Genomic DNA, 25503 nt, shown 5'->3' with positions numbered 1-25503 from the left:
TCGAAATGCGCGGGGTGATCAGACTCAGTAGAACGTCGCGGTGGCCTGCATCGTCAGATAGCCTTCGTGGTCCTTGGCCCACAGCTCGACCGAGCGGCCATCGTCGGCTGGCCTGCCGCATAGCGTGAACGCGTTGCCGCCGAAGGTGGGACGCACCGCGCGAAACGCGAACGAAGCGACGCTCGCGTCCGGGCGCTCGCGATGCACGAGATCGAGCAGCAGCGTCGCAATCAGCGGCCCGTGCACGATGAGCCCCGGATAGCCCTCTTCCTTCGTGACGTACGGGAAATCGTAGTGAATGCGATGGCCGTTGAAGGTGAGCGCGGAATAGCGGAACAGCAGGACGGGGTCACCCACGAGCGTGCGCGACCACGTCTGCCCCAGCGGCGCCACGATGGGCTTCGGCGCACTCGCGCCGGGCTGCGGGACGTCGCGATAGACGATGTCGTGCTCTTCCTCGATGCACAGCGCCCCCGCCGATTCGTAGCGATGCTGCACCGTCACGAACACGAGCCGGCCGCTGCGCCCGGTCTTGTCCTCGATGCTCGCGATCGTCGAGGTGCGCTGCACCGTCTCGCCCGCGCGCAGCGGCGCGTGGAACGTGAGGCGGCCGCCCGCCCACATGCGGCGCGGCAGCGCGACGGGCGGCAGGAAGCCGCCGCGCTTCGGGTGGCCATCCGGGCCCACTTGCGCGAGCGGCGCCACCGGCAGGAAATAGAGCCAGTGCCACAGCGGCGGCACGATGTTGCCGGGCGCGTCGCGGTCGAGCGTCGCCGCGAGCGCGCGCAGCGGGAACGACGTGATCTCGTCGCTGAGCGTTTCGGTCTTGTCGAGCCACGCCTCGAGCGGCAACGCTTGCGGGACTTCCGGTTCTGATTGGGACACTGCAATCCTCCGTTGCGGCAATGGATCGGGATCAGGCCTCGCCGCGCAGATGCGCCGACGCCTCGTCCTCCACACGTTGCCACAGTTCGAACGACATGGGCCGCTCGCCTTCCTCGAGCAGATGTCCGACCAGCCCGATCGCGCGCGCCATCACGCCGAAGCCGCGCACGATGCGCCACGGAAAGCCGAACTCGCAGCAGATCGCGCCGATCGCGCCCGTGGCGTTGATCGGCAGCGGCTTGCCCGAGACGCGTTCGGCCTCGGCGCCGATCAATTGCATGAGCTTCACATAGTCGCCCGACAATCCGTTTTGCGCGGCCAGTTCGAACAGCCGCGGCGTGCGCGGGTCGATGGGCTTGTGCAACGGATGGCCGAGGCCAGGGATCGGCGTGCCGCGTGCGCGCCATGCGGCCACCGTGTCCACCGCGAGCTTTTCGAGGTCGTCGCAGCGCGAGCCATAGGGCAATGCTTCGGAGAGCATACGGCACGCGCCTTCCATGCTGCCGACGAACACCGAGCCGAGCCCGCACAGCCCCGCCGCCACGGCCGCCTGCAACGACTCGGGCGCGCCCGCGTAGGTCATGCGCGCGGCGATCGCGCTGGGCGTCATGCCATGCTCGACGAGCGTGATGACGATCGCATTGAACATCGCGGATTGCTGCGGCGTGGCGGCCTTGCCCGTGAGCTGCAGATACGCGAAGTCGCCCAGATTCATGTGGCCGAGCACTTCGTCGGGCAGGCTCTTGCCGCGCACGACGATGCGATCGGGCGTGCTGTACGCAATATCGGAGCGCACCAGCGGTTTCGGTTGACGGGCCATGACTGCGGTTCCTTCGTGTGTGTATGCGATTGCGGTGAGGTTTCGGTCATCCTGGGCGCGCGATTCAGCGCAGCGTCGCGGTGCCGTTGTTGAGGACCACGACGTCACGCTCGACCACGCGCGCGCGCAAGCTCACGGCGTTGCCGTCGCGCCAGATCTCCGTGCGGATGGTCTCGCCCGGATAGACCGGCGCGGTGAAGCGCGCGTGAAAGCGCGCGAGCCGCGCCGGGTCGCTCGCGCACAGCGTCTTGAGCACCGCATGCGCGGCCACCGCCCAGGTGGCGAGGCCGTGCAGGATGGGCCGCTCGAAGCCGGCCGCGCGCGCGACCTGCGGGTCGGCGTGCAGCGCGTTGTCGTCGCCGCACAGGCGGTACAGCAGCGCCGTCTCCGGCCGCGTCGGCAGCGTGCAGACGTGGTCGGGCGCGCGTTCGGGCACTGCGGGCGGCGCGGCAGGCGCCTCGTCGCTCGGGCCACCGTGCGCGCTGAAGCCGCCGTCGCCGCGGCAAAACGTGAGTTGCGTGAGCGTGGCGTAAAGCTCGCCCGTGGCCTTGTCGGTAATGCTACGCTGAATTTCGAGCAGCGCGCCCTTGCCTTCGCCCTTGTCGACCACGCGCGTGATGCGCGAGCGGCCGATCACCGTAGCCGCGGGCGGCAGCGGCTTGTGAATCTCGATGCCCTGCTCGCCGTGCAGCAGCCGCACCCAGTCGATGCCGCTCTTCGGGTCTCGTGCCCAGAAGCCAGGAAAGCCGAGCACCACCGCGAAGGTCGGCGCCACGCGCAGCTCCTTCTCGTAGACGAAAGCGAGGTCGTCGGGGTCTACGGGATCCGCGCCATAGCCCACCGCGAGGCTATAGAACATCGCGTCGCGCTCCGTGTAGGTCTGTTCGACGCCCTCGAACGGCCAGTTGCGCAAGGTGTGGTAATCGATTGTCATAGCTGTGCTGAAGATAAAGAACTATGGAGTGCGAAGCGGGTGCTCAAGTTTCGCGCGCGGGCCACTTGAAGAGCGGCTCCGCCTTCTCGCGAAAGCGCCTCACGGCCTCCTGGTGGTATTCGGTCGTGAATGCGATGCCCTGCGCCGCGGCCTCGATTTCCAGCATCGTGCGCAAGTCGCTGCCGAGCGACTGATTCAACGCGCGCTTGGCCACGCCGAACGCAACCGGCGACGCGGCGGCAAGGCTCGCCGCGAGCTGGGCCGCGCGCGCGTGCAGCCGGTCCGGTTCGACGATCTCGAGCACGGCGCCCATCGCCTTCGCTTCTACTGCGCCTACCTCGCGCGCCGTGAACACGAGATCCTTCGCACACGCAAGGCCAACCACGCGCGGCAGCGTATAGAACGCGCCGCAATCGGGCACGAGCCCCACCTTCATGAACGGCATGCAAAAGCGCGCGCGCGTGCTGGCGATCACGAAATCGGCGGCGAGCGCGAAGCTGAAGCCCGCGCCGTAGCACACGCCATCCACCGCGGCGATCACGGGGCGGTCGAGGTCGATCAGCATGCTCACCCAGCCATGCAGATCGTCGATGCGCTCGCGCCCGGCCTGGGCACTCGTCACGTTCATGCCGCGCACGTCGCCTCCCGAGCAGAAGTCGCTGCCCGCGCCACGCAGCACCACGGCGCGCACGCTGCGCTCGGCGCGGATGCGCACGACCGCGTCGTGAAGCTCCGCACGCATGGCCACGTTCATCGCGTTCTTCGCTTCGGGGCGGTTGAAGCACAGCGTGGCGATGCCGTCCTCGATATCGACGAGCAGTGTCGAGCCGCTCATGCGGCCGCTCCCTGCGCGTGCGTGAGCTCGGCGAGCGCCTTGTCGAGTGCCGTGAGCAGATGCACGGACTCGACGCCCGCGAACTCCACGTCCGCGCGGGCGAGGAACGCTTCGACATGCGCGCCGCACGCTTCGCGCGTGGCCGCCAGTCCCGCGAAGCCCTCTTCGAGCCAGGCCACCGAGCGCAGCGGGCGCGGATGCCAGTCGCCGTTCACGATCGCGCGCTGCACCACCCCGCCGCGCACCAGCAGGCTCAGCCAGATCAGCCCGGCGGGCGCTTTCTCGCGGCCCCGCACGACGCGATCGCCGGCCTGCTCGATGGGCCCATAGCGCGTTGCTTCGCTCTTTTCGTGGAACCAGGCATCGTCGACGAGCTCGCTCGTATATTGCTGGGCGTAGGCGTGCTCCGCTTCGCCCAGCTCGCCTGCTGCGAGCGCGACGTCGCCGAATGCCCGGCGCACGCACGCCTGAACCCACGCGCGCAGTTCCGCCTCGCTCACCGTGCGGCCCAGCTCTTGCTCCAGATACGTGTAGCGCGAGCCGAGGTCCTTGAGCTTCTTGTCCTTCACTTTCTCTGGCGCCATCGGCATGGCACGCGCCGCGATAGCGGTGTCGATCGCCTTGACGTTCAGCAGGATGCGGAACGTGAGCACGCCGCTCTCGATCTTCATCGAGGTCGCCACCAGCTTGCGGCCGTCGATCTCGACATCGTTGAGCGGCCGGTACGACGCGGCGAGCCCGAACACCTCGCGCAGCGCGTCTGCCACGTGCCCGAGGATGGCCGGAAAGGCAGCCGCAGCCGTGTCCGGCACGCCCGGCAGGTCGACCGGCAGATACAGCGCGAGAAAGGCCGAGCCGCTGCCCGCATAGATGGCCCCGCCGCTGCTCACGCGCCGCCGTGCAAGCACGTTGTTGCTGCGGCAGAACGGCAGGTCGAGCACCTGGTTCGGATCCTCGTTCACGCCCACGGTGATGCTGTCACCGTTGAAGACGTTCAGGAGTACGGTGGGTGGCGCGAGACCCTCGGCCACCGCGCGCTCGACAGCGGGCGAAACCGAAGTCGAAAAATCCGCGTAGTTGTGGTCGCCCACGACGTAGCGCCATGGCGCCGGAGCTACTTTTGCGTTGTTCATGTTTTCTCTCTCCTTTGGTCCTGCACCAGCGCGGTTCCTTCGAGCTTCGCGACGACCTCGATCGCGTCGGCGTGAATCAGCGTCTGGCGCTTGAAGCGCTCGGCAATCGCGTCCAGCTCGGCGGGCGCCCCCTCGACGAGCAGGGTGAGATGGTCGCCGCCGTGCGCCTTGGCGCCCACCACGAGACGGTAGGCTCCCGTGGCACCCGCAATGCCGAGCAATACGCTCTTGATCTCGGACGGATAAACCTTCACGCCCTTGATCTTCACCATCGAATCGACGCGCCCGAACACCACGCGCGGCAGCGACACCGTGCGGCCATGCACGCTCGCCGTGCGCTCGAGCACGGTGAGGTCGCCGGTGCGGTAGCGCACGAGCGGCTGCAGCTCCTTCTTCAGATGCGTGAGCACGAGCTCGCCGCGCTCGCCGTCGGGCAGCGGCGCGAGCGTGTCGGGGTCGATCACTTCGGCATGGAGCAGTTCGTCGAAAACATGCACGCCTGCGCCACCCGGGAACGTGCGCGCCACCGGCAGACATTCGGATAACGAATAACTGTCGATGAGCAGCGTGCCAGGCATGGCGGCCCGCACGCGCGTATAGAGCGCCTCGTTGCCGCTAAAGGGCTCGCCGCCCGCGAAAAACACGCGCGGCACGGGACACCCGGCCTCGATCAGCTTGAGCGCGTGCGTGGGATTGCCCGCGAGCACCGTCACGCCGCACTGGCGCGCCACTTGCGCGGCACGTTCCGTTTCGCCGGGGCCATGCGGGATGCAGGCGACGCCACGCGCCTCCATCTGGCTCTGGTAGAAGAGCCCGGCCACGAACAGGTGATAGCCGAACGTGACCATGCAGACGTCGCCCGGGCCGATGCCGCAGGCGTCGAGATGCTGGCCGCATGCCGTCTCAATGGCGCGCAGATCGGCGGCGCTGTGCAGGATGGGCACGAGCGCCGCGCCCATGGGCGTCAGATGCACGCGCACGGGCGGCACAGGCGGTGCGAACGCACCGTAGCCCGGCTTGCCCATCTCAGCCACGAGCTGCGCACGCGACATCAGCGGCACGCGTTCGGCGAATTCGGCCGCGCTTGCCACACTGCGCGGCAACCGTCCCGCGTAGAACGGATGTGCGTGCAGGCGTTCGAGTTGCAGATTGAGCGAATCGAGCGGATCGCGCATGTCTCCTCCATGGTAGAGGCAGCGGCGGTGCGATGCCGCCGACCTCAGGTTCGATGCGCCGCGCTCGCACACTGGCGCGCGACGCCCTTGATGCGGCCAGCCTTACGCCGCGCGCTCGAAGATGGCCGCGATGCCCTGCCCGCCGCCCACGCACATCGTTTCGAGGCCATAGCGGCCCTTGCGGCGCTGCAGCTCGTAGAGCAGCGTCGTGAGCATGCGCACGCCCGTCGCACCGATCGGATGGCCGAGCGAAATGCCCGAGCCGTTCACGTTCAGGCGCGACTCGTCGTGCCAGCCCCAGCCCTTGAGGACCGCGAGCACCTGGCATGCGAACGCCTCGTTCAGCTCGACGAGATCGAGCTGGTCGAACGTGAGACCGGTCTTCTGCAGGAGCTTGTGCACGGCGGGCACGGGGCCGATGCCCATGGTCGCGGGCTCGCAGCCCGCCGCGGCCCAGCCCGTGAGATAGCCGAGCGGCGTGAGGCCGAGCTTGTCGAGCTGGTCTTCGGCGACGATCAGGCACGCCGCCGCCGCGTCGTTCTGCTGGCTCGCATTGCCCGCCGTCACCGTGCCGCCCTTGATGAGCGGCTTGAGCTTCGCGAGCGATGCCTCGCTCGCGTCGGCGCGCACGCCTTCGTCGTGCGCGAACAGCACGGGCTCGCCCTTGCGCTGCGGCACCGAAACCCGCACCACCTCCTCGGCGAAGCGGCCCGACTCCCACGCCGCCGCCGCGCGCTGGTGGCTGCGCACCGCAAAGGCGTCCGCCTCTTCGCGCGTGATCCCGTATTCCTTCGCGAGGTTCTCGGCCGTTTCGATCATCCCCGAGATGTAGCCGAAGCGCGCCTCGGGCTGCGAGCGCTCGCGGCCGCGCTCGAGCCGGTCGTGCATGCGCACCGAGCCCGAGCGTGCCCCCCAGCGCATGTCCGTGGTGTAGTACTCGATGTTGCTCATGCTCTCCACGCCGCCCGCTACCACCACGTCGGCGGCGCCGCTTTGCACCATCATCGCCGCGGTCACCACGGCTTGCAGGCCGCCGCCGCAGCGGCGATCGAGCTGCATGCCCGGCACCTGCACGGGCAACCCCGCCTCGAGCGCAGCCCAGCGACCGATGCAAGGCGTCTCGCTATTGGCGTACGACTGCGCGAACACGACGTCTTCGATGCGCGCCGCGTCGATGCCGCTGCGCGCGATCGTCTCGCGCAGCACCGTGGCGGCCAGCGTCTCGACCGCAACGGTGCGCAGACTGCCGCCGAAGGTGCCCACCGGCGTGCGTACCGGCGCAACAATGGCTGCTCTTCTCATTTCGTTATCCTCTGTATTCGTTCGATTAGCGTTCTGTATCGATCATTCACGCTGGCTCGTTCAGGCCGCTAGCGTGTCGCGCTGCGCGTGATGCCCGGCCGCCAACGCCTCGCGGCATTCGGGCGGCGCAATCGCCAGCATCCGCTCGACGCGCTGCGCCAGCGTCAGCCCACGCAGGTCAGCCACGCCGTGCTCGGTCACGATCACGGCCGCATCGCCGCGCGGTGTGCTCACCGGCCCGGCCAAGCGCGCGACAATGCGGCTGCCGTGACGCGTGCTCGAAGCGAGCGCAACGATGGCCATGCCGCCGCGCGAGCGCGCCGCGCCGCGCATGAAATCGAGCGCACCGCCCACGGCGCCCACGTAGCGCCCCGCCGCCACTTCCGCGTTCACCTGGCCGGTCAGATCGACTTCGAGTGCGGAGTTGATCGCGACGAACCGGTCGATGCTGCCGAGCACGTCGATGTCGTGCGTATAGGCCGTGGAGCAGAACTGCACCTGGGCGTTGCGATGCGCGAAGCCGTAGACACGGCGCGTGCCCATCATCGTGCCCGCGATGCTCACGCCCGCATCGCGCGTCTTGCGCGCGTTGGTCACCACGCCCGCTTCCACGAGGCCAGCGATCGCGTCGCCGATGGTGCCCGTATGCACACCCAGATCGCGCCGGTCGTCGAGGCGCTGCGCAATCGCTTCGGGCAGTACGCCAAGCCCGAACTGCAGCGTCGAGCCATCCTCGACGAGGCCCGCCACGTGCGCCGCGATGCGCGCTTCGACTGCACCGGCCTGTGCCGCCGGCGCTTCGAGCGGCATGCGCTCGGTGTGCACGAGCACGTCGAAGTCTTCGGCGCGCAGCATGCGCTCGCCGTAAGTCCACGGCGCCGCCGCGTTCACTTCGGCAATCACGACGCGCGCGGTTTCAATGAGCGGCACGAGATACTCGTGCGCGATCGAGAGGCTGTAGCGGCCCGACTCATCGGCGGGCGCGACTTGCAGCAGCAGCACGTCCACGCGGTTCGGCCCGCGCGTGAAGGCCTCGCGGAACTGCGAGTAGTGGCACGGGAGAATATCGAGGACACCCGCGCGTTCGAGCCTACGATTCGTGCCCGCCGCGCCATAGGCGAGAAAGTCCACGACGTCCGCGTGTTCCGGTTCGAGCGTCTCGGACCACGACGCGCCAATGAACACGCGAAAGCGCCCACTGGCTCGACCCTGGCCGCCTTGCGCGGCGATGGCCTTGCGCTGCGCCATCAGCCGCGCCGTGAGCGTGCAGGGCTCCGCGCCGCATTGCCCCCACGCAACGAGGTCGCCGGAGCGCACGTATTGCGTGAAATCGAGCGCATCAGCCTCAACGACACGCGCGGCACGCGACATCAGACCGGGTCCCAGCTGAAGACGTCGGCGGAGACGTCGAGCGCATGGAACGAGCCGCGCAGCGCCGGCATGGCGTGCTGAGCGATCGTTTCAGGCGTCCAGCCCTCGCCGCGATGCACGGAGCGCACGGGGCGCGGCTGGCTCATCAGGAAGATCTCGTTGTTGCGCACGGCAAAGATCTGCCCCGTGACGTCGGCGGCCTGCTCGCTTGCGAGGAACACTGCGAGCGGTGCAATCTTCGCGGGCGTCATCTGCTTGATTTTTTCGACGCGCGCTTCCTGCTCCGGCGAATCGATCTTGATCGAGTTGATCATACGGCTCCACGCGAACGGAGCGATACAGTTCGATCGCACCCCGAACTTCTGCAGATCGAGCGCGATGGACTTCGAGAGCCCCGCAATGCCCAGCTTCGCCGCGCTGTAGTTGGCCTGCGCGAGATTGCCGATCAGGCCCGAGGTCGAGGTCATGTGCACGAAGGCGCCGCTGCGCTGGTCCTTGAAGTGGTCGGCGGCGGCGCGCGACACGTAGTAAGAGCCGTACAGGTGGACCTTCACGACCGAGTCGAACTCCTCCTCGCTCATCTTGTGGAAGAAGCGGTCGCGCAAAATGCCCGCGTTGTTCACCACGCAGTCGACGCGGCCGAATACGTCGAGCGCGTTTTGTACGATATGTGCGGCGCCCGCCGCATCGGCCACGCTGTCCGTGTTTGCCGTGGCCTGCCCGTCGAACGCCTTGATCTCGTTGACCACGGCCTGCGCGGGGCCGTCGTTGTGGCCCTCGCCCGAGAGCGACGCGCCCACGTCGTTGACCACGACCTTGGCGCCCTGGCGCGCCATCGCCAACGCGATGTCGCGGCCAATGCCGCCGCCCGAGCCCGTCACCACCACTACCTTGCCTTCCAGCATCCGTTGCGTCGTCATCGTTCGTGCTCCTCCGTCCCGCGTCGCACGGGCATCCGTTCAAATGAATCTGCTTTTCCGGCGCGCACCGTCTTGCGGATTTGCCGCGCCGTTTGTCGTGCTTGCAGCTTGACGCAACGCGTGCGCGGGCACAATTTGGATATGCCGAATGCCCGATTCGTCCAGGATTAACCCGTAATTCCGCTAATGGCGCGTGTTGCGCTGCGACGCAATAATGCGCAAGATCCGCGGAGTCTTGCCGCTTGCGTCCTGCTCGCACAATCTCGTTCGAACGAACGTCGACAGTGGCAGCGCCGGCCCCGCGGTCACCCAAGCACCAAGGCACTACTGGGCGAAACCATGCATTTCGATCTTGTCGACCTGAAGCTCTTCACGCACGTGGCGGAGGCCAGCAGCCTCACGCGCGGCGCGGAACGCGCGCATCTTTCGCTGCCGGCGGCCAGCACGCGCATCAAGAATCTCGAAGAGCAAGTCGGCGTAAAACTGCTCTCGCGCACGAGCCAGGGCGTGACGCTCACGGCGCCCGGCGAGACACTGCTCGCGCATGCGCGGCGCGTGCTCAAGCAACTGGAGCAATTGCGCGGTGATCTGCAGGAGTACTCGCAGGGCGTGAAGGGCCATGTGCGCGTGTTCGCGAACACCACGGCCATGAGCGAGTTTCTGCCCGCCGTGCTGCGCACCTACCTCATCAATCATCCGGACGTGTACGTGGATATCCACGAGCGGCTGAGCCCCGACATCGTGCGCGCCGTGCAGGACGGCACCATCGACATCGGCATCGTGGCCGGCGATGTGCGTACCGAGGGGCTCGAAGTGATGCCCTACCGGCGCGACCGTCTCGTGCTCGCGACCGCGCTCTCGCACCCGCTCGCGCAGGCGAGCGAGATCGACTTCGCCCAGACGCTCGACTATGACTTCGTGGGCCCGCCCGACGACAGCGCAATCTACGCCTTTCTCAAGCGCGCCTCATCGGACTTGCAGCGCACCATTCGCTGGCGCATTCAGGTCAGCAACTTCGAGGCTGCGTGCCGCATGATCGAAGCGAACATCGGCATTGGCGTGCTGCCCGAGGGCACCGCGCGCCGCCACGCGCAGACCATGGCGCTCAAGATCGTGCCGTTCACCAACGAGTGGGCCGTGCGCAAGCTGCAGATCTGCGTGGCCGAGCGCGAGGCGCTGCCCCTTTTCGCGCGCAAGCTCGTCGACCTGCTGGTGGCCGACGGCATCGGGCGGCTCGAATGAATGTCCCGTTTTGCCCGCGATTTCGGGGCTGATTGCGCAAAGGCGCGGCGGCGGCCCCGATGCCGCCGCCTCACAAATCAAAGCGCCTGCGCGTCGCGCATCATGTTGCGCGCGATGACGATCTGCTGAATCTGGCTCGTGCCTTCGTAGATGCGGAACAGGCGCACGTCGCGATAGAAGCGCTCGATGCCATAGTCGGCCATATAGCCCGCACCGCCGAAAATCTGCACCGCGCGATCGGCCACGCGGCCGCACATCTCCGAGGCGAAGAGCTTCGCGCATGCGGCCTCGGTGCTCACGCTCTTGCCTTCGTCGCGGCGGCGCGCCGCGTCGAGCACCATGCAGCGCGCGGCATAGAGCTCGGCCTGGCTGTCCGCGAGCATGGCCTGCACGAGCTGGAATTCGCCGATCGGCTGGCCGAATTGCTCGCGCTCCATTGCATAGCGCAAGGCGTCGTCGAGCATACGCTGCGCCACGGCCACGCAGATCGCGGCGATATGAATGCGGCCCTTGTCGAGCACCTTCATCGCGGTCTTGAAGCCCACGCCCTCCTTGCCGCCGATAATATTTTCGGCCGGCACCTTCGCGTCCTCGAAGATCACGTCGCAGGTATGCGCGCCCTTCTGGCCCATCTTGCGGTCACGCTTGCCGAAGCTGATGCCGGGCGTCTTCGCATCGACGATGAAGGCCGTGATGCCACCCGCGCGCGGTTCGTCGGGATTGGTGCGCGCCATCAGCGTGAACATGCCCGCCTGTGGCGCATTCGTGATGAAGCGCTTGGTGCCGTTCACGACATAGTGGTCGCCGTGGCGCTCGGCGCGCGTCTTGAGCGAGGCCGCGTCGGAGCCCGAGCCCGGCTCCGTGAGCGCGAAGCTCGCGATGACCTCGCCGGTTGCGAGCTTCGGCAGCCACGTTGACTTTTGCTCCTCGGTGCCGTCGATCACGATGCCCTGCGAGCCGATCCCCACCGTCGTGCCGATGATCGAGCGAAACGCGGGCGAGGTCTTGCCGAGCTCGAACATCACGAGCACTTCTTCTTCCATCGTCAGGTCGAGGCCGCCGTAGGCCTCCGGAATCGTGAGGCCGAACAGGCCCATCGATTTCATGTCGTTCACGATGTCGGCGGGGATCTCGTCGGTTTCCGCCACGCGCTCCTCGTTCGGCACGAGGCGCTCGCGCACGAAGCGCGCGACGTTATCGAGCAGCACGTTCATCGTTTCCTGGTCGCGAATCATTATTTGCATTCCTTATGAGTTGAGTGCGGCGGCGCGTTGCTCCGTCCAAAGCACCGGACAAAAGCGCGCCGCTTCGAATTGGAACGACGCGCTAGCGGCGGCGCGCAGCCAGCTCGCGCAGCGGCTGCTTTTGCAGCTTGCCGCTCGCGGTGGTGGGAATCATGTCGATGGGCACGATCTGCACGGGGCGCTTGTAGGGCGAAAGCCGCTCGCCGATATAACGCTGCAACGCCTCGATATCGAGCGTCGCGCCCTCTTTGGGCTCCACGAAGGCCACGACTTCCTCGTTGCCTTCGGCGTCGGTGCGGCCCACCACAGCTGAAAGGCGCACGGCCTCCCACGTGTTGATGACCGACTCCACTTCGATCGGGTAGACGTTGAAGCCCGAGCGGATGATGAGGTCCTTCGAGCGCCCGACGATAAAGAGCGCGCCATCGGCTTCGAGCCGTCCCAGGTCGCCGGTCTTGAGCCAGCCATCGGCGTCGATCGCTTCGGCCGTGAGCGCGGGCTCGCGATAGTAGCCATGCATGACGCCCGGCCCGCGCACCCATAGCTCGCCCGCCTCGCCCTGCGCGACTTCGCGGCCGTCGGGGCCCACGATGCGCAGCTCCGCACCTTCGACGATCTCGCCCGAGGACGTGTCCTTGCGCGGCCGGTCCATGCGCGTGATAAAGAGCGAGCCCGCGTACTCGGTCATGCCGTAGCCGTGATGCAGCGGCATGCCGAAGAGCGCTTCCACTTGCTGCTTGAGCGTGGGATCGAGCGGGCCGCCGCCGGTGTAGAGATAGCGCAGGCGCGGCGCCTGCACCGCGCCGCCATGCTCGCGCGCCCACGCGACGATGCGCGTGAACATCGTGGGCACGCCCTGCAGGATGGAGATTTCCGAAGCGCTCAACGCCTTCACCACCTCTTCGGCCGAGAAGCGCGTGGCCAGATACAGGCTCGCGCCCGCTTCGAAGGTGGCGAGCAGCAGCGTGGCGAGGCCGAAGATGTGCGACATCGGCATGACTGCGTAGGCGCAGTCGGCGGGCGTCATGTCGCGCGAAGTGGCGGACACGTGCGCGAAATGCAGCAGCCCGCGATGCGTGGCCATCACGCCCTTGGGCTGGCCCGTCGTGCCCGAGGTGTAGATGAGGAGCGCCACTTCGTGGGCCAGCGCTTCGGGCTCGCTCACGGCTTGCGGGTCGGGGTCCGCCATCATCAGCGGGCCGAGCCCCTCTGGCGCGATTTCTTTCGCGCGCTGGCGCACGCCGTGACGCAGCGCGTCGGGCGAAGCCGCATGCGTGAAGAGCATCAGACGCGGCCCGCAATGCGCGCGGATCGCCTCGATCTCGCGCTCCGAGAGCCGCGCGTTGACGATGGCCGGCCACGCGCCGATCTCCGAAAGCGCGAACAGCAGGGTGATCACGGCCGAGCAGTTCTCGGCCACGACCATCACGCGGTCGCCCGTGCCCACGCCCTGCGCGCGCAAAAAGCGCTGCGCGGCCTCCACGTTGCGCCAGAGCTGGCCGAAGCCGGTCTCGCGGCCCTCTTCGCGTATCGCCGTGGCCTCGGGCGCCGCCTGCGCCCAGTGCCGCGCGATGTCGCTGATCTTGCGCGCCGCCCGCGCCACGCCTGTCACCACCTTCGCCTCCTGTCTTTGCTCTTTCGGTTCTCTCACGGCACGTGTGCACGCGCCGCCTCGCGACAGTTCTCAGTGTGGTGGAGCGGCGCGCAGCCAACAATTCGTTTTCAAAGAAGCCGGCATTCGTCTGGCCGGAAGTCGGCAATAGCCCCGATGTTAGTCCTGCCTGCTACTCCCGCTTGCGACGCCTGCCAGCAGCCGCGAAATCGTCAGCAAAACGTAATATTCGTGTTCGGGCCCCGGTACGCTCATGCTCTAAAGCTCGAGTATCAGCCGTTTGCCGCGTGCGCGGGAGCAGCAGGTCATCATGCGGGTCTGCGCGTCGCGCTCGGCGCGCGTGAGCACGACATCGCGATGATCGACCTCGCCCGCCAGCACGCGCACTTCGCACGAGCCGCACAGGCCTTCCTCGCAGTCGCTCTGCACGTCGATATTCGCGCGGCGCAGCGCGTCGAGCACGGTCTGGTCCGCGCCCACCTCGAGCACGACGCCCGAATCCTTGAGTTCGACCTCGAAGGCGTGCTCGTTCGCCGGATCGAGCTTGCCGGCGCTCGCGGCGAAGTGCTCCATGCGCAAGGTATCTGCCGGCCACGCGGCGCTCGCGGCCTCGAGCGCGTCGAGCATGCGCGCCGGGCCACAGGCATAAACGCGCGTGTGCTCGTCCACGCGCAGCGCGCCGAAGTCGTTACGCGTGCCTTCATCGGAGGCGTAGAGATGCAGCCGTTCGCCATGCAGCTGTGCCAATTCGTCGACGAACGCCATGGTCCGGCGCGAGCGGCCGCTGTAGTGCAACAAATAGTCGATGCCGAGTTCGCGCGCGCGGCGCGCCATCGCGCTGATTGGCGTAATGCCGATGCCGCCCGCGATGAAAATGGCCCGGTGCCCCGCCTCGCGCGTCTCGTCGAGCCGGAAATGATTGCGCGGCCCGCGGATCCTCAGGCGCATGCCCTCACGCAGCGCGTCGTGAATCCACGCGGAGCCGCCGCGGCTCTGCGTTTCGCGCAGCACCGCGATTTCGAACGCGCCCGTGTCGGCGGGGTCGCCGCACAGCGAGTACTGGCGTGACAGCGCGTCATGGCCGCAATTGCCCAACTCGTCGGCGGCTGTGCCGAACTCCGCGCCGCATTCCACGTCGATATGCGCGCCGGGCGCCCAGCGCGGCAGCGTCGCGCCCTCGGGCGCGGCCAGACGCAGCCGCACGATGCCCTCCGCCACGGTTTCCACACGCTCGACCACCACCGGGCGGCTCAGCGCATGCGATGAAGGCTCGCCGATGCGCACTGGCGAACGCGCGCCCAGCAACGCACGATTCGTGCGCTCGGGGTTCTGCGCGGGGTCCCATTCCACCCAAAGATGCTCCGGACCCCGAAACGACGTATTGGGCACATAGGTGAATTGCTGATCGGCCAGACGCATATGCGGCAGGCGGCGCGTAAATTCCTCGAGGAAGATCTGCATCTCCATGCGCGCGAGGTTCTTGCCCATGCACTGGTGCGCGCCATAGCCGAACGTGACGTGGTCGCTCGCGTTCTCGCGCCGGATATCGAACAGGTCGGCGTCGGCGAAATGCTGCTCGTCGTGATTCGCCGACGACGTCACGATCAGGAGCTTCGAGCCCGCCGGAATGTCGATGCCGCCGATCTGCACGTCCTTCGTCGCCAAACGCCGCCACGCCGCGATCGAGCCATTGTGGCGCAGGCACTCCTCCACGGCGTTCGGTATCAGGCTCGGGTCTTCGCAGAGCTCGCGCCACACGCGTGGATGCTGCAGCAGCAGCTTCATCGCGTTCGCCGTGGCGTTCGCCGTGGTCTCGTGCGCCGCCACGATGCCCGCCATCATCATCGAATGCAGATAGGAGTCCGTGACGACTTCGGGATGCGCCTGCTGCTTGCGGATGCCGTATTGCATCCAGCCGGAGCCCTCGGGATTCTGGCGCATCTTCTCGAGCACCTTGCCCGCGAATTGCCAGAAATTGCCCACCGCATGCGCCACCGCCACCTGCTCTTCGGGGCGCGGGCGGCCCCAGGTGTTGACCGTGTGCGCGATCGAGTAGCGGCGCAGCATGTCCATGTCTTCCTCGGGCACACCGAGAAAATGCAGCGCTACCGTGAGCGGCACCTCCCAGAGGATTTCGTCGACGAGATCGGCGCGGCCCGAATCGATGAAACGGTCGACGTAGTCGCGCGTGAGGCGCCGCACCATCGGTTCGTGGCGCTTCAGATGCTCGGGCGTGAACGGCTCCATCAGCACGCGGCGGCGTGGCATGTGCGCGGGCTCGTCTTCGTTCACGAGCGTGCGGTTCATGGCGTAGCCGTACGACTCGAGCACAGCATTGGCCTCGGGCCCGGTAGGCGTGATCTTTTCGAGCGCGATGGAGGGCGAGAACGTGAGGTTGTCGCGGAAAATCGCCTTGATGTCGTCGTAGCGCGTGACCACCCAGTAGCCGAGTTGCGGGCTGTAGAACACGGGCTCCTGCTCGCGCGCCCAGCGCACGTAGTCGGGCGGGTCCTGCTGGTAGCCGTCGCTGAACGGGTCGAAGGCCGCCGCGTTCGCGCTCACCGGGCAGCGCGCGGCAGCGTCCACAACCGCGTGAGCCTCGTGGAGAACGGGGCAACGCCCTGCCGCCGCATTTTGGGGCCGGGAATCCGGGGGCTGCGCAGCGGTATCGCCAGGTGTCTCGCTCATGGTGCTGCCTCCTGCAATGTTGCGCCGATATCGTTTTGCGTAACTCTAGTACGCATTGCGTAACGCAAAGATAGGGGTTAACCTCCACGCATGCCGTCACGCGCATGGCGGGGCGGCGTCACCAGGATCGCTGAATGATTAAAAAAGCCGCATCCGCCACACCCGCGCCCGCCGGCGCAGCGACGCGCGAGCGCCGCCAGCGCGTGCAGTCCGCGCAGACCGGCATGGCCGTGCTCAAGGGCCTCGCGCGCCTGGGCGGGCGCGCGAGCCTCTCGGGTCTCGCGGGCTACGTGGGCGAGAGTCCCGCCAAGGTGCACCGCTATCTGGTGAGCCTCATCGAGGAAGGACTCGTCGCTCAGGACAGCGCAACGCAGCAGTATCTGCTCGGCGCCGAAGCCATGATGATCGGTGTGGCCGCCATGCGCCAGGCCGATCCCGTGCGTGCGGCCGAGCCCGCGCTCGTGCGGTTGCGCGAGGCGCTGGAGGTGACCTCGTTCGTCGCTGTGATGGGCAATATGGGGCCCACGATCGTGCGCTTCGAGGAGCCGGGTCTGCCGGTCACGGTGAACGTGCGCGTGGGGTCGGTGATGTCGCTGCTGTGGTCGTCCACGGGCCGCGTCTTTCTCGGGCTGCTCGACGACTCGCGCGTGCTCGCGCTGGCGCAGGAAGAATTCAGGCTTGCGGCGCCGGCGCTGCGCGCCCTGCTCGAACCGGATGAAGCGCGGGATCGTACGGATAACGAAACACACGCCCCCGTCCCAGTCGAAAGATTGCGCCGCGCGGTGCAAGCCGAAGTGGAATCACACCGCTGCGCGAGCGTGAAGGACACGAACCTCAAGGGCATCAGCGCGGTGTCCGCACCGATGTTCGATCACACGGGCCGGCTCTGCGCCGTGCTCACGGCGCTCGGCGCGACGGGCGGCTTCGACGCGTCGCCCGAGGGCCCCGTGGCCGACGCGCTGCGCCGCGAAGCGGCGGCCGCGAGCGCCCTGCTCGGCTACGCGCCGCCGGTCACACGGGCGGCGTGAAACATCGCGATCACGGCCCGTGCGGCGGTTGCGCGCCGGGCTGGTAGCCGTCGTCGAGCGTCTTCAGGAAGGCGATCACATCGTCGATGTCGCGTGCGTTCCAGACGGGCTTGTCGCCGCGCTTGCTGGTCAGCGGCGCATCGATGGTGTCGACGTTGCGGCGCAGGGCCGGCGGCAAGTCGTCGAACTTCACGACCTGGCCGTGGGCGTCGCGCGGATACCACTTCTCCGGGTTCGTATCGCGTTCGACGTAGAAGCGCAGCGCGTCGCGCAGCGTATGAAAGCGGCCGTTGTGAAAGAACACCTGGCGCGTCGCCACGTTGCGCAGCGTGGGCGTCTTGAAGAGGCCGCACATCGTCTGGTCCTTGGCGAGGTCGTGGCGCAACGGCCCGCATAGCCCCTCGTCGTAGTACGCCGGATCGCGATTGACCCGCAGTTCGGGATTGCGCGGCACGCCGAGCGCCTCGAACTGGAAATCGGTGAAGAGCGGATGCGCACCGTTCGCGCCGGGCTGGTCGATATGGCAGGACGCGCAATTGCCGCCGTTCGGATCGTCGAAGAGCTTCTTGCCGCGCCGCTCGCTCGCGCTGAGTTGCGCCTTGCCGTCGAGGTAATAATCGAACTTGCTCGTGTACGGGTGGAAGTCGGGCTCTTCGAGCTCGTAACGCTCGATTGCCGTCATTGCCTCGCGCAACGCCACTTGCGGCGAGTCGAATACCGTCTCGCCGAAGACCTGCTTGAAGCGTGCCGCGTACGGTGCGCGCGCGAGCTTCGCGACGACCGAAGCGGCATCGCCGTTCGCCATCTCGCCGGGATTGAAGAGCGGAAACGTGGCCTGGTCGCGCAGGCGGTTAAAGCGCCCGTCCCAGCCAAAACCGCCCGCGGGCGAGTTGTCGTCCTCGAAGCGTTCGCCGAGGCTGGCCGCCTGCACATGCGTCCAGATGGGCGTGCGGTCGAGCACGTAGCGCAGCGTCGGCACGGCGCGCGTGCCCTGCGAGCGCAGATCGGCGCCGCCGAGCTGCGCGGCGAGGCCATTCGGCGGCCCGTAGGCATGCGCGGGGCTATGACAGCTCGCGCACGACATGCGCCCCGAAGCCGAGAGCGACGGATCGTAGAACAGCAGCTTGCCGAGCGCAGCCGTGTCGCTGAAGACGGGCTTTGCCGCGGCCTGCGGGGCCGCCGCTGGAGCGGGGATGCGCGTGGCCTGCGCCTCGGCCATCTCCGGTGCGCTCGCTGCCACGATGGCCATGCCGGCCGCTAGCGCCGCCACGGCGGCGCTAGCCGGTACGGAGCGCGCGGCCTTGACGACGCGGCGCGCCGTCCGGGTCGCGGCCCCGGTCACGAAACTACGGACGGTCATAGCCTTACAGGTTCGTGAAGATGTCGTTGCCGAAGCCCACGAGCCCCGTCTGTCCCGCATAGCCGAGATGGCTGAGGCCGAAGATGTCCTCGATGCTCTTGAGCATCGAGTAGTGGTTGTACGGCACCGTCGAGACCGTGCCCGGCTTGATGAACTTCGAGATCATCACGGCACCCGTCTGGTCGCCGCCGTAGTTCGACTTCGCCAGGACGAGCGAGATGTTGCCGAGCGCCGCCGGCAGACCCGGAATCGCGGTGGCCGGCACCGTGCCGTACGCCTGCGACTGCGGGAACGCCGCGAGGTTCGGCCCCGGTTGTTCGCTGCAGCAGGTGCCGCCCGCATAGGTCAGCGTCAGCGTGGCCGGTTTCGTGCTCGTGTTCAGCGTCTGGCTCGCGTAGCTGCTCTCGTCGAAGTTGATGATCAGGAGTCCGTCCTGCTTGAACGCGGGCGAGGCCGTAATAATGGGCACCCACTTTTCCAGGAACGCGTTGGCGCTCGTGAGGCCGCCCGGCTGGCCGTTCACGCACGGCGAGTCGTGGCCGTCGTCGCACAGGTTCGGCGTGATGAAGTTGAAGTTGGCCGTGGTCGAGATCAATTGCAGGTCGTTCTGCAACCGGTTCAGGTTCACCACGTTCGTCCCGCAGTCGGACGAGTCGATGATCGAGTGGAAATACATGAACGGATTGTGGCGCGTCGCGTACTGGTCGCCCTCCGGCACGGCGGCGCTCGGCGCTTCGGCACGCTGGGTCTGGTCCGCGGTGTTCAGGGCCGGGTGGCCGCAGGTGGCGGCTTCACGCGCCGGGTCGTTGCCCATGTCCTCCGCGTAGCCCTTCCACGTGTACCCCGCCGCTTTCAGCTGGTCGGGCAGCGTCTTGATGCTCGCCGGGAACACGCAGCCCGTGCCGATCGCCTGCCCATCGGAGGTCATCCCGGTCAGGTTGTAGTCCTCATAATCCGTGCAGTCGTTATCGGTTTGCGGCGTGGGCGCCTGGCCGCTCACCATGGCGATGTAGTTGTCGAGGCTCACGTGGCCCGTGCCGTAGTAGTTCTGCACGACTGCCCCCTGCGAAGCCAGGGTCTGGGCCAGATACGGCGCCTTCGAGCTGGAGCCGAAGGTGCTCGCGTAGTTCTCGTTTTCGAGCGTAATGACGAATACGTGGCGGATTTGCTGCTGGCCGGTCGCGGCCGGCGTCGAAGAAGAACCGCAGGCGCTCACGAAGAGCACCGCGAAAAGCGCAGCAAAGACGGACGCGTAAAGCGCCCAGAGCTTACCCCGGAAACGCAAAGCCATGGATGTCCTCTGTTTTGTGGAGTTGTTGTGGGATTCTTTGTGAGTACGCGCTGCATGCACGTGGTTTGGAGCCGCGAAGATTAGGCAGCGTATGTGACGAACGCGTGAAAAACGATGCTGATCTCCCGTTAAAACACCTGCATCGTCCAAATGAACTATGTGCGCACACACAACCGCCTGGCCTGACCAGCACCCTCCAGAGATGGACGGCATGTGAGCGCCGTTATGTGCGGATGCATGGCGGCGGCCTGGGTTTTCCGCCGGTGTCACGGCGAGGGGCTATCATGTGCGTTCGAACTGTAGATGGAACGAACGAATCACATGGCCTCCCCCCAGGAAAACGTCAGCATGGCGGTGTTCTGCGACTTCGAGAACGTTGCGCTCGGCGTGCGCGACGCGAAGATCGACCGCTTCGATATCAAGCCCGTGCTCGAGCGGCTCTTGCTCAAGGGCAGCATTGTCGTGAAGAAGGCCTATTGCGACTGGGACCGGTACAAGGGCTTCAAGGCGTCGATGCACGAAGCGAGCTTCGAGCTCATCGAGATTCCGCACGTGCGCCAGTCGGGCAAGAATTCCGCCGATATCCGCCTCGTCGTGGACGCGCTCGATCTCTGCTATACGAAGTCGCACGTGGACACCTTCGTGATCGTGAGCGGCGACTCCGACTTCTCGCCGCTCGTCTCGAAGCTGCGCGAGAACGCCAAGAAGGTGATCGGCGTGGGCGTCAAGCATTCGACCTCGGACCTGCTCGTCGCGAACTGCGACGAGTTCATCTTCTATGACGACCTCGTGCGCGAGCTCGCGCGCGAGCAAAAGGAGCGCGCCAGGGCCCGCGGCGAAGGCGGCGCGAACGCGAAGCGCCAGGCCGGCGACGAGCGGCGCAACGCGGCCGAAGGCGCCGCCGAGAGCGCCGAGGATCGTGGCGAGGAACGCAAGTCCAAGGCGATCACGCTAGTGGTCGAGACGCTCGACGCGCTCGGCTACGAACGCGGCGACAGCGGCAAGATCTGGGCCTCGGTGCTCAAGAGCGCCATCAAGCGGCGCCGCCCCGATTTCAACGAGGCGCGCTACGGCTTCCGCGCATTCGGCAACCTGCTAGACGAAGCGCAGGCGCGCGGCCTGCTCGAAGTGGGCCGCGACGAGAAGTCGGGCACCTACGTGACGCGCACGAGCCAGCCGGCGAGCACGGCGAGCGCGAGCCCGGCGGAAGAAGCCCCGGCGCCGCGTGCGGACGAGTCGCGCTCGCGACGCAAAGGCCGGCGCGGTGGGCGCGGCGCGGCGGCGGCGGGCGACAATGGGCACGAGCAGGCACGCGAAACGAGCGACGTGCGCGAGATGCAGGAAACGGCCGAGGCGCATGTGTCGTTCGAATTCGAACAGACGCGCGAGTCCGAAGCCAGCGCTGCGATGTCGAACGGCGACCTCTTCACCGAGGCCGCCGAGACGCGATCACATGGCGCGCATGCACGCGAGCGCGCGCGTGAACACGCGCACGGGCACGACGACGCGCGCCACGCAGACGACATGCCGCTCTTCGGCCAGCCGCCGCGCGGCGCGCACGAAAGCACGGCCGTCGAGACGCCGGCGGAGGCGCATCAAGCGCCTGATGCCCCCGAAGCAGCCGAAGCGCCCGCGGCGCCGCGGCGCGCACGCAAGACCGCATCGCGCAAGAGCACCGCGCGCAAGAAGGCCGCCCAGCCGGCGGCGCAGGAGGCCCATGCGGAGCCGCGCGAGGTGACGGAGCAGCCCGCGCCCGAAGCCGACGCGGACCGCGAGCCCGCCAAGAAGAAAGCAAAAGCGCCGAAGAAGACAACGGCGCGTGCACGCCGCCCGCGCAAGGCGGCCGAGGAAAGCTGAACGCCGCGAGCTCAGGTAGCAGGTAGCCTGAGCTATGGCTTCAAAAGCGGCACGTGAGGCGGCGTCAGTCGTCGCCGAACGGGTTCGCCGGGCGCTTGCGCGGTGCCGGTTCAGTGGTGCCTTCCTTCGCAGACGAAACCGTGCCGAACGGATCGCCGCCCGCCTTCGAGGCGTCGGACGGTCTCCCCTCGCCAAACGGATTCGCTGCCGGCGCGGGCTTGGGTCCAGCAAACGGATCGACGCTCGCCGGCGCATGCGTGCCGCCGAACGGATCGTCAACTGAAGCGCGCGGCGCCTCGCTCTCCTCTTCGCCAGATGCCGCGAGGCTGTATTCCGCCTGCACCTGCGCGAGCACGCCGGCGATGCTCGCCTCGAACCCCGCCGCGTTGCCGAAATTTTGCATCGTCCAGTTGCAGCCCGTGCGATCGGGAGTCTGCAGTTGCGGACGCGGCACGCCGATCTTCACGCCGTCGTCCACGACTTCTTGCAGCCGGTGGATCCGGCGCTTCACTTCCTCCTGCAGCCGCGACGCATTGAGGGTCTTGCGCAGCATCGGGCACCTCCTTTTCCATGCTCGAATCGAAGAGCGAGTCTAGCGCATAGCTCGAACCGACACGATGTGAGGGCGGGATGCAAAGCCACGCGATGGCGCCCGCGGCAGCCTGCTCGTCACGGCTGCTGCACCTGCGGCACGAGCGGACGGTTCATATGAGCGAGCGCGTCGCGCATGGATTCGCTCGGGATCACGATCTCCCCCGTAAACGGCGTGTCGAAATCGACGATCACATACACCGTCGACGAAATCGACACCGCGCCCAGCACGATCATCACCAGGGCGAGCGCGTTATGCGGCGCGATCAGGCCGAAGCTCAGGAAGATCAGCACGAGCCACAACGTGAGCATCACGAAGAAAGGGCGCGAGATGGTGGCGTGCGCCTCTTCGATCAGGCGCCAGCGCGCATCGCGCACGCGTCCGAACAGATCGGTCAGGCGCGCCGCGACCGCAGCCTGATAGCGGTCGTGCGGCTCGAAGCGGCTGATCTGCTGGCCGACCGTGTTGAGCAGCCCGCCGAGCGTCACGCTTTCGATCTCGCCGTCGGTCGCGGGTTGTACGCGCGGATAGTAGTCGCCGGGCGGCGGGGTCTCTTGCGGCCACGTGGAGGCAACAGCCGCCGCGGTGTAGCTGCGCAGGGCGGCGCGCGCGGCGGCGGCGTCGGGACCGTAGTCGCGCAGGCGATCATCGAGCTGAATCAGATCTGCCGAGTAGGCGCGCATGTCGTCGGTGGCCGTGTCGTAGTTCGTCTTCGCGGACGCGATCAGCAAGCTCAGCACCAGCGCCGCGAACGTCACGAGCATGCCGAGCACCAACTGCACGAGCTGCACCGTTTCATGCTTGCGATGCTCTTCGGGCAGCAACGGCTTGAGCAGCACGCCGAGCCCCGTGCCGCCCAGCAGCAGCACGAACACGAGCAGTGCGCTCTCGATTTCGGTCATGGCACAGCGCCTCGCTGCGCGTCGTTTGGGGCGCTTTCGGCGGTATCGGGAGTGTCGCCGCGTGCTGCCGCAGAGACCGGCGCAGCCGCGCCGTGCAATTCGGGCGTTGGCGCTGCTTGTGCGTTTGTCCGGGCGTTGACGTGTGCGTTGGTTTTTGCGCCCGCGCCAGTCTCAGCGAATACGTCCGGCTCGCCGGCATCCACCGCGTGCGCATCCGCAACTTTGCCTAACAGCAAGTCCGGATGCGCGCGCGGCACCGCCCGCTTCCATGCCGCGTCCAGCTCGCGGCGGATCGAATCGTAGATCTCCTTCGAAATCGAGCGATCCTCGTACATCGCCACCACGCGCGCGCGTCCCTCGCGCAGCGCGTAGAGCAGCATCATGCGGCGCTCGAGCACGTCCGCGCTGTTCCCGCCAAAGCAGCGCCGCACGTTGTCCAGCCCGCGCTCGGCCTTCTCGATGCGACTCTTGAGTATCGTGCTGAGCAATCTGGCGAGCCGCTCACCCAGGAGCGGCGTGAGACTCGCATCGGCGAACACCAGCAGCTCGTGCAACACCACGCGGCGACACATCAGGAGTTCGAACTGATCGGCGAGCGCATCCGCGTACGGCTGGTTGATATGCAGCCAGCGCGCCACGAAGCGCGCGATGCGCAGCCCCGGCGTCTCGGCGAGTATCTTTGCCGCCGCGCGCTGATAGCCGATGCGCCCGCTTTCGCGCGCCGCCTCGATCATCGCGTCGGTGTTGCGCATCATCGCGTCGAGATTGCGGATCGTGATGATGCCGCTGCCGTAGCGGGGAATCAGGTCGCGCTCCTTGCTCGCGAGCGTGGCGAGCCCGATGGCAAGGCGCTCGCGCTCGGTGAGCGCCGCCTCGATATCGAAGGCCGTCGCGCTCAGGTCGATGCTGTGCCGGAAGCTGTTGCAGGCATCGTCGGCGATCGCCTCGGGTATGCGGAAGGTGCGCGCCGCCAGATGCACCTGCTCGGACACGGCCAACGACGACAGCCGCACCGCCTGCTGCTGCAGTGCCTCTTCCTGCGGCGAAAGCAGGTCGAGCTTGAGCCGCTTGATGAGCAGCTTCAGCGACGAGCCGTTCACGATCAGGCTCACGAGCACGAAGCCGGTGGCGAGGATGGCAACGAAGCGGCGCGTGGTCTCGGGCAGCGCCTCGTTGTGCGCGAGGCCGAGCGCGAGCACGAGCGTAACCGCGCCGCGCAGCCCGCCCCATGCGATCACGAGCTTGTACGCGGCACTCACGGGCTCGGTGAGCTTCAGGCGGCTCAAGAGCGGCAGCATGCCGAACGCCACGACGAGGCGCGCCACCAGCGCCGTCACCACCACGACTGCGAGCGCGATGAGATCGAGCCAGTGCGCATCGCGCAGCGTGGCCGGAATCTGCATGGCCGCGAGCAAGAAGATGGCGGCGCCCGCCATAGCCGCCACCTGCTCCCAGATCAACTGCAGGTGCTGCCAGTTCACGGGCGAAAGCCGCGTGCGTCCAAGCCCGCTGATGACGAGCCCCGCCGCCACCACCGAAACCACCCCGGAGACATGCAGCATTTGATCGGCGAACAGATAGAGCGGATACGGCAGCGCAAAGCTCAGCGAGATCTCGGCCTTGCCCTCGCCGCCGAGCGCCGGCAGCAGATACGCGAACGCGCGCCCGGCCAGCGCGCCCACGGCGAGGCCGCCGAGCAATTCGACGGCGAGCGTGCGCAGCGCGGCGCTGCCCGTTGCGGCGGCGCTATCGCCGGTGATGGCCGCGATCAGCACGGTTGCAATGGCGATGGCGGCCGCGTCGTTGAGCAGACTCTCGCCTTCCACGAGGCGCACGAGACGCTCGGGCGCGCCCACTTCGCGGAACACGGCGAGCACGGCGGACGGGTCCGTGGTCGCGATCATCGCGCCCAGCAGCAGGCCATCGGTGAGCGGGCCAAGGCCGGTCAGGCCGATTGCGCCCCCCACCATCGCCGTGGCAACGAAGACAGCCACCACGGCAAGCAGCAGAATGGGCGCGGCATCACCGAGCATTTCGCGCACGTTCACGCTCAACGCGGCCTGAAACAGCAAGAGCGGCAGGAAGATCCACAAATAGGCTTCGGGCGGCAAGCGCGGCGCGAGCGCCGGCGTGAAGACGCTCGTGGCCAATTGCGGCCAGGCCTCGCCACCCATGAGATAGATGCCGCCCAGCGCGAAGCCCCACGCAGCCAGCAGCACCGATTCGGACAGCGCGAAGCGCAGGCTCACGGCCTGCACCACGGCGATGCTCGCCAGCAAAAAGCCGCTCAGGAGTAGAACGTGGATGATCAT

The 25503-nt window shown here is 67.4% G+C and carries 19 protein-coding genes and 1 pseudogene; 3 read left to right on the top strand and 17 right to left on the bottom strand.

The annotated features are described in order from the left end of the window. Positions 1-24: 24 nt before the first annotated feature. The 9 genes from E1956_RS08690 to E1956_RS08650 all read right to left on the bottom strand — a co-directional run bounded on the left by E1956_RS08690 (position 25) and on the right by E1956_RS08650 (position 9360). Complete coding sequence (locus E1956_RS08690) at positions 25-885, bottom strand: HTD2 family dehydratase (RefSeq protein WP_134748230.1); 861 nt, start codon at positions 883-885, stop codon at positions 25-27. A 31-nt stretch (positions 886-916) separates the two neighbouring features. Then, positions 917-1705: a citryl-CoA lyase gene (locus E1956_RS08685; RefSeq protein ID WP_134748229.1), complete on the bottom strand. Its 789-nt coding sequence runs from the start codon at positions 1703-1705 to the stop codon at positions 917-919. A gap of 64 nt (positions 1706-1769) precedes the next feature. Continuing rightward, positions 1770-2639 (bottom strand): MaoC/PaaZ C-terminal domain-containing protein, encoded by an 870-nt coding sequence (locus E1956_RS08680; RefSeq protein WP_134748228.1) that lies wholly within the window; start codon positions 2637-2639, stop codon positions 1770-1772. A 43-nt stretch (positions 2640-2682) separates the two neighbouring features. Continuing rightward, positions 2683-3474 (bottom strand): enoyl-CoA hydratase/isomerase family protein, encoded by a 792-nt coding sequence (locus E1956_RS08675; protein ID WP_134748227.1) that lies wholly within the window; start codon positions 3472-3474, stop codon positions 2683-2685. Beyond that, on the bottom strand, positions 3471-4607 hold the full coding sequence (locus E1956_RS08670; RefSeq protein ID WP_134748226.1) for a lipoate--protein ligase family protein: 1137 nt from the start codon (positions 4605-4607) through the stop codon (positions 3471-3473). The genes E1956_RS08675 and E1956_RS08670 overlap by 4 nt, the downstream gene beginning before the upstream one ends. Further along, positions 4604-5782, bottom strand: coding sequence for a phenylacetate--CoA ligase family protein (locus E1956_RS08665; protein WP_134748225.1), 1179 nt, complete (start codon positions 5780-5782; stop codon positions 4604-4606). Before E1956_RS08665 ends, E1956_RS08670 begins: the two co-directional genes overlap by 4 nt. 102 nt (positions 5783-5884) lie before the next feature. Beyond that, on the bottom strand, positions 5885-7084 hold the full coding sequence (locus E1956_RS08660; protein ID WP_134748224.1) for an acetyl-CoA C-acetyltransferase: 1200 nt from the start codon (positions 7082-7084) through the stop codon (positions 5885-5887). A 60-nt stretch (positions 7085-7144) separates the two neighbouring features. After that, positions 7145-8455 carry an acetyl-CoA hydrolase/transferase family protein gene (locus tag E1956_RS08655; protein ID WP_134748223.1) on the bottom strand — a complete coding sequence of 437 codons (1311 nt, stop codon included), beginning with the start codon at positions 8453-8455 and terminating at the stop codon, positions 7145-7147. Beyond that, positions 8455-9360 (bottom strand): SDR family NAD(P)-dependent oxidoreductase, encoded by a 906-nt coding sequence (locus tag E1956_RS08650; RefSeq protein WP_134750466.1) that lies wholly within the window; start codon positions 9358-9360, stop codon positions 8455-8457. Before E1956_RS08650 ends, E1956_RS08655 begins: the two co-directional genes overlap by 1 nt. 354 nt (positions 9361-9714) lie before the next feature. Between E1956_RS08650 and E1956_RS08645 the strand changes: the two genes are divergently transcribed. After that, positions 9715-10617, top strand: a complete 903-nt coding sequence (locus E1956_RS08645; RefSeq protein ID WP_028221765.1) for a LysR substrate-binding domain-containing protein — start codon at positions 9715-9717, stop codon at positions 10615-10617. A gap of 77 nt (positions 10618-10694) precedes the next feature. Here the strand turns inward: E1956_RS08645 and E1956_RS08640 are convergent, their stop codons facing one another. The 3 genes from E1956_RS08640 to E1956_RS08630 all read right to left on the bottom strand — a co-directional run bounded on the left by E1956_RS08640 (position 10695) and on the right by E1956_RS08630 (position 16161). Beyond that, positions 10695-11852 carry an acyl-CoA dehydrogenase family protein gene (locus tag E1956_RS08640; protein WP_134748222.1) on the bottom strand — a complete coding sequence of 386 codons (1158 nt, stop codon included), beginning with the start codon at positions 11850-11852 and terminating at the stop codon, positions 10695-10697. 91 nt (positions 11853-11943) lie between these two features. Continuing rightward, positions 11944-13464, bottom strand: a complete 1521-nt coding sequence (locus E1956_RS08635; RefSeq protein WP_167760028.1) for a class I adenylate-forming enzyme family protein — start codon at positions 13462-13464, stop codon at positions 11944-11946. Between the two features lie 267 nt (positions 13465-13731). Then, a complete protein-coding gene (locus E1956_RS08630; protein ID WP_134748221.1) occupies positions 13732-16161 on the bottom strand; it encodes a cytochrome P450/oxidoreductase in 2430 nt (809 codons plus the stop codon). Between the two features lie 134 nt (positions 16162-16295). On the opposite strand from E1956_RS08630, the gene E1956_RS08625 reads away from it, so the two are divergent. Continuing rightward, positions 16296-17189: an IclR family transcriptional regulator gene (locus E1956_RS08625; RefSeq protein WP_134748220.1), complete on the top strand. Its 894-nt coding sequence runs from the start codon at positions 16296-16298 to the stop codon at positions 17187-17189. Between the two features lie 10 nt (positions 17190-17199). Here E1956_RS08625 and E1956_RS08620 read toward each other — a convergent pair whose 3' ends face one another. Together E1956_RS08620 and E1956_RS08615 are read right to left on the bottom strand one after the other, a co-directional pair. Further along, a complete protein-coding gene (locus E1956_RS08620) occupies positions 17200-18438 on the bottom strand; it encodes a cytochrome-c peroxidase (RefSeq protein ID WP_134750462.1) in 1239 nt (412 codons plus the stop codon). Between the two features lie 115 nt (positions 18439-18553). Continuing rightward, positions 18554-19840: an alkaline phosphatase family protein gene (locus tag E1956_RS08615; RefSeq protein ID WP_134748219.1), complete on the bottom strand. Its 1287-nt coding sequence runs from the start codon at positions 19838-19840 to the stop codon at positions 18554-18556. A 321-nt stretch (positions 19841-20161) separates the two neighbouring features. On the opposite strand from E1956_RS08615, the gene E1956_RS08610 reads away from it, so the two are divergent. Further along, complete coding sequence (locus E1956_RS08610) at positions 20162-21697, top strand: NYN domain-containing protein (RefSeq protein ID WP_134748218.1); 1536 nt, start codon at positions 20162-20164, stop codon at positions 21695-21697. 319 nt (positions 21698-22016) lie between these two features. Here E1956_RS08610 and E1956_RS08605 read toward each other — a convergent pair. From E1956_RS08605 to E1956_RS08595, 3 genes and pseudogenes are all read right to left on the bottom strand, one after another. Beyond that, positions 22017-22250 (bottom strand): annotated as a pseudogene (locus E1956_RS08605) (hypothetical protein); the annotation flags it as partial. Positions 22251-22366: 116 nt separating this feature from the next. Continuing rightward, complete coding sequence (locus E1956_RS08600) at positions 22367-23191, bottom strand: bestrophin-like domain (protein ID WP_134748217.1); 825 nt, start codon at positions 23189-23191, stop codon at positions 22367-22369. After that, positions 23188-25503, bottom strand: a complete 2316-nt coding sequence (locus E1956_RS08595) for a cation:proton antiporter (RefSeq protein ID WP_134748216.1) — start codon at positions 25501-25503, stop codon at positions 23188-23190. The genes E1956_RS08600 and E1956_RS08595 overlap by 4 nt, the downstream gene beginning before the upstream one ends.

This window comes from Paraburkholderia pallida (genome assembly GCF_004524855.1).
GTDB lineage: Bacteria > Pseudomonadota > Gammaproteobacteria > Burkholderiales > Burkholderiaceae > Paraburkholderia > Paraburkholderia oxyphila.
This window is presented reverse-complemented; position numbering and strand designations above follow the sequence as displayed.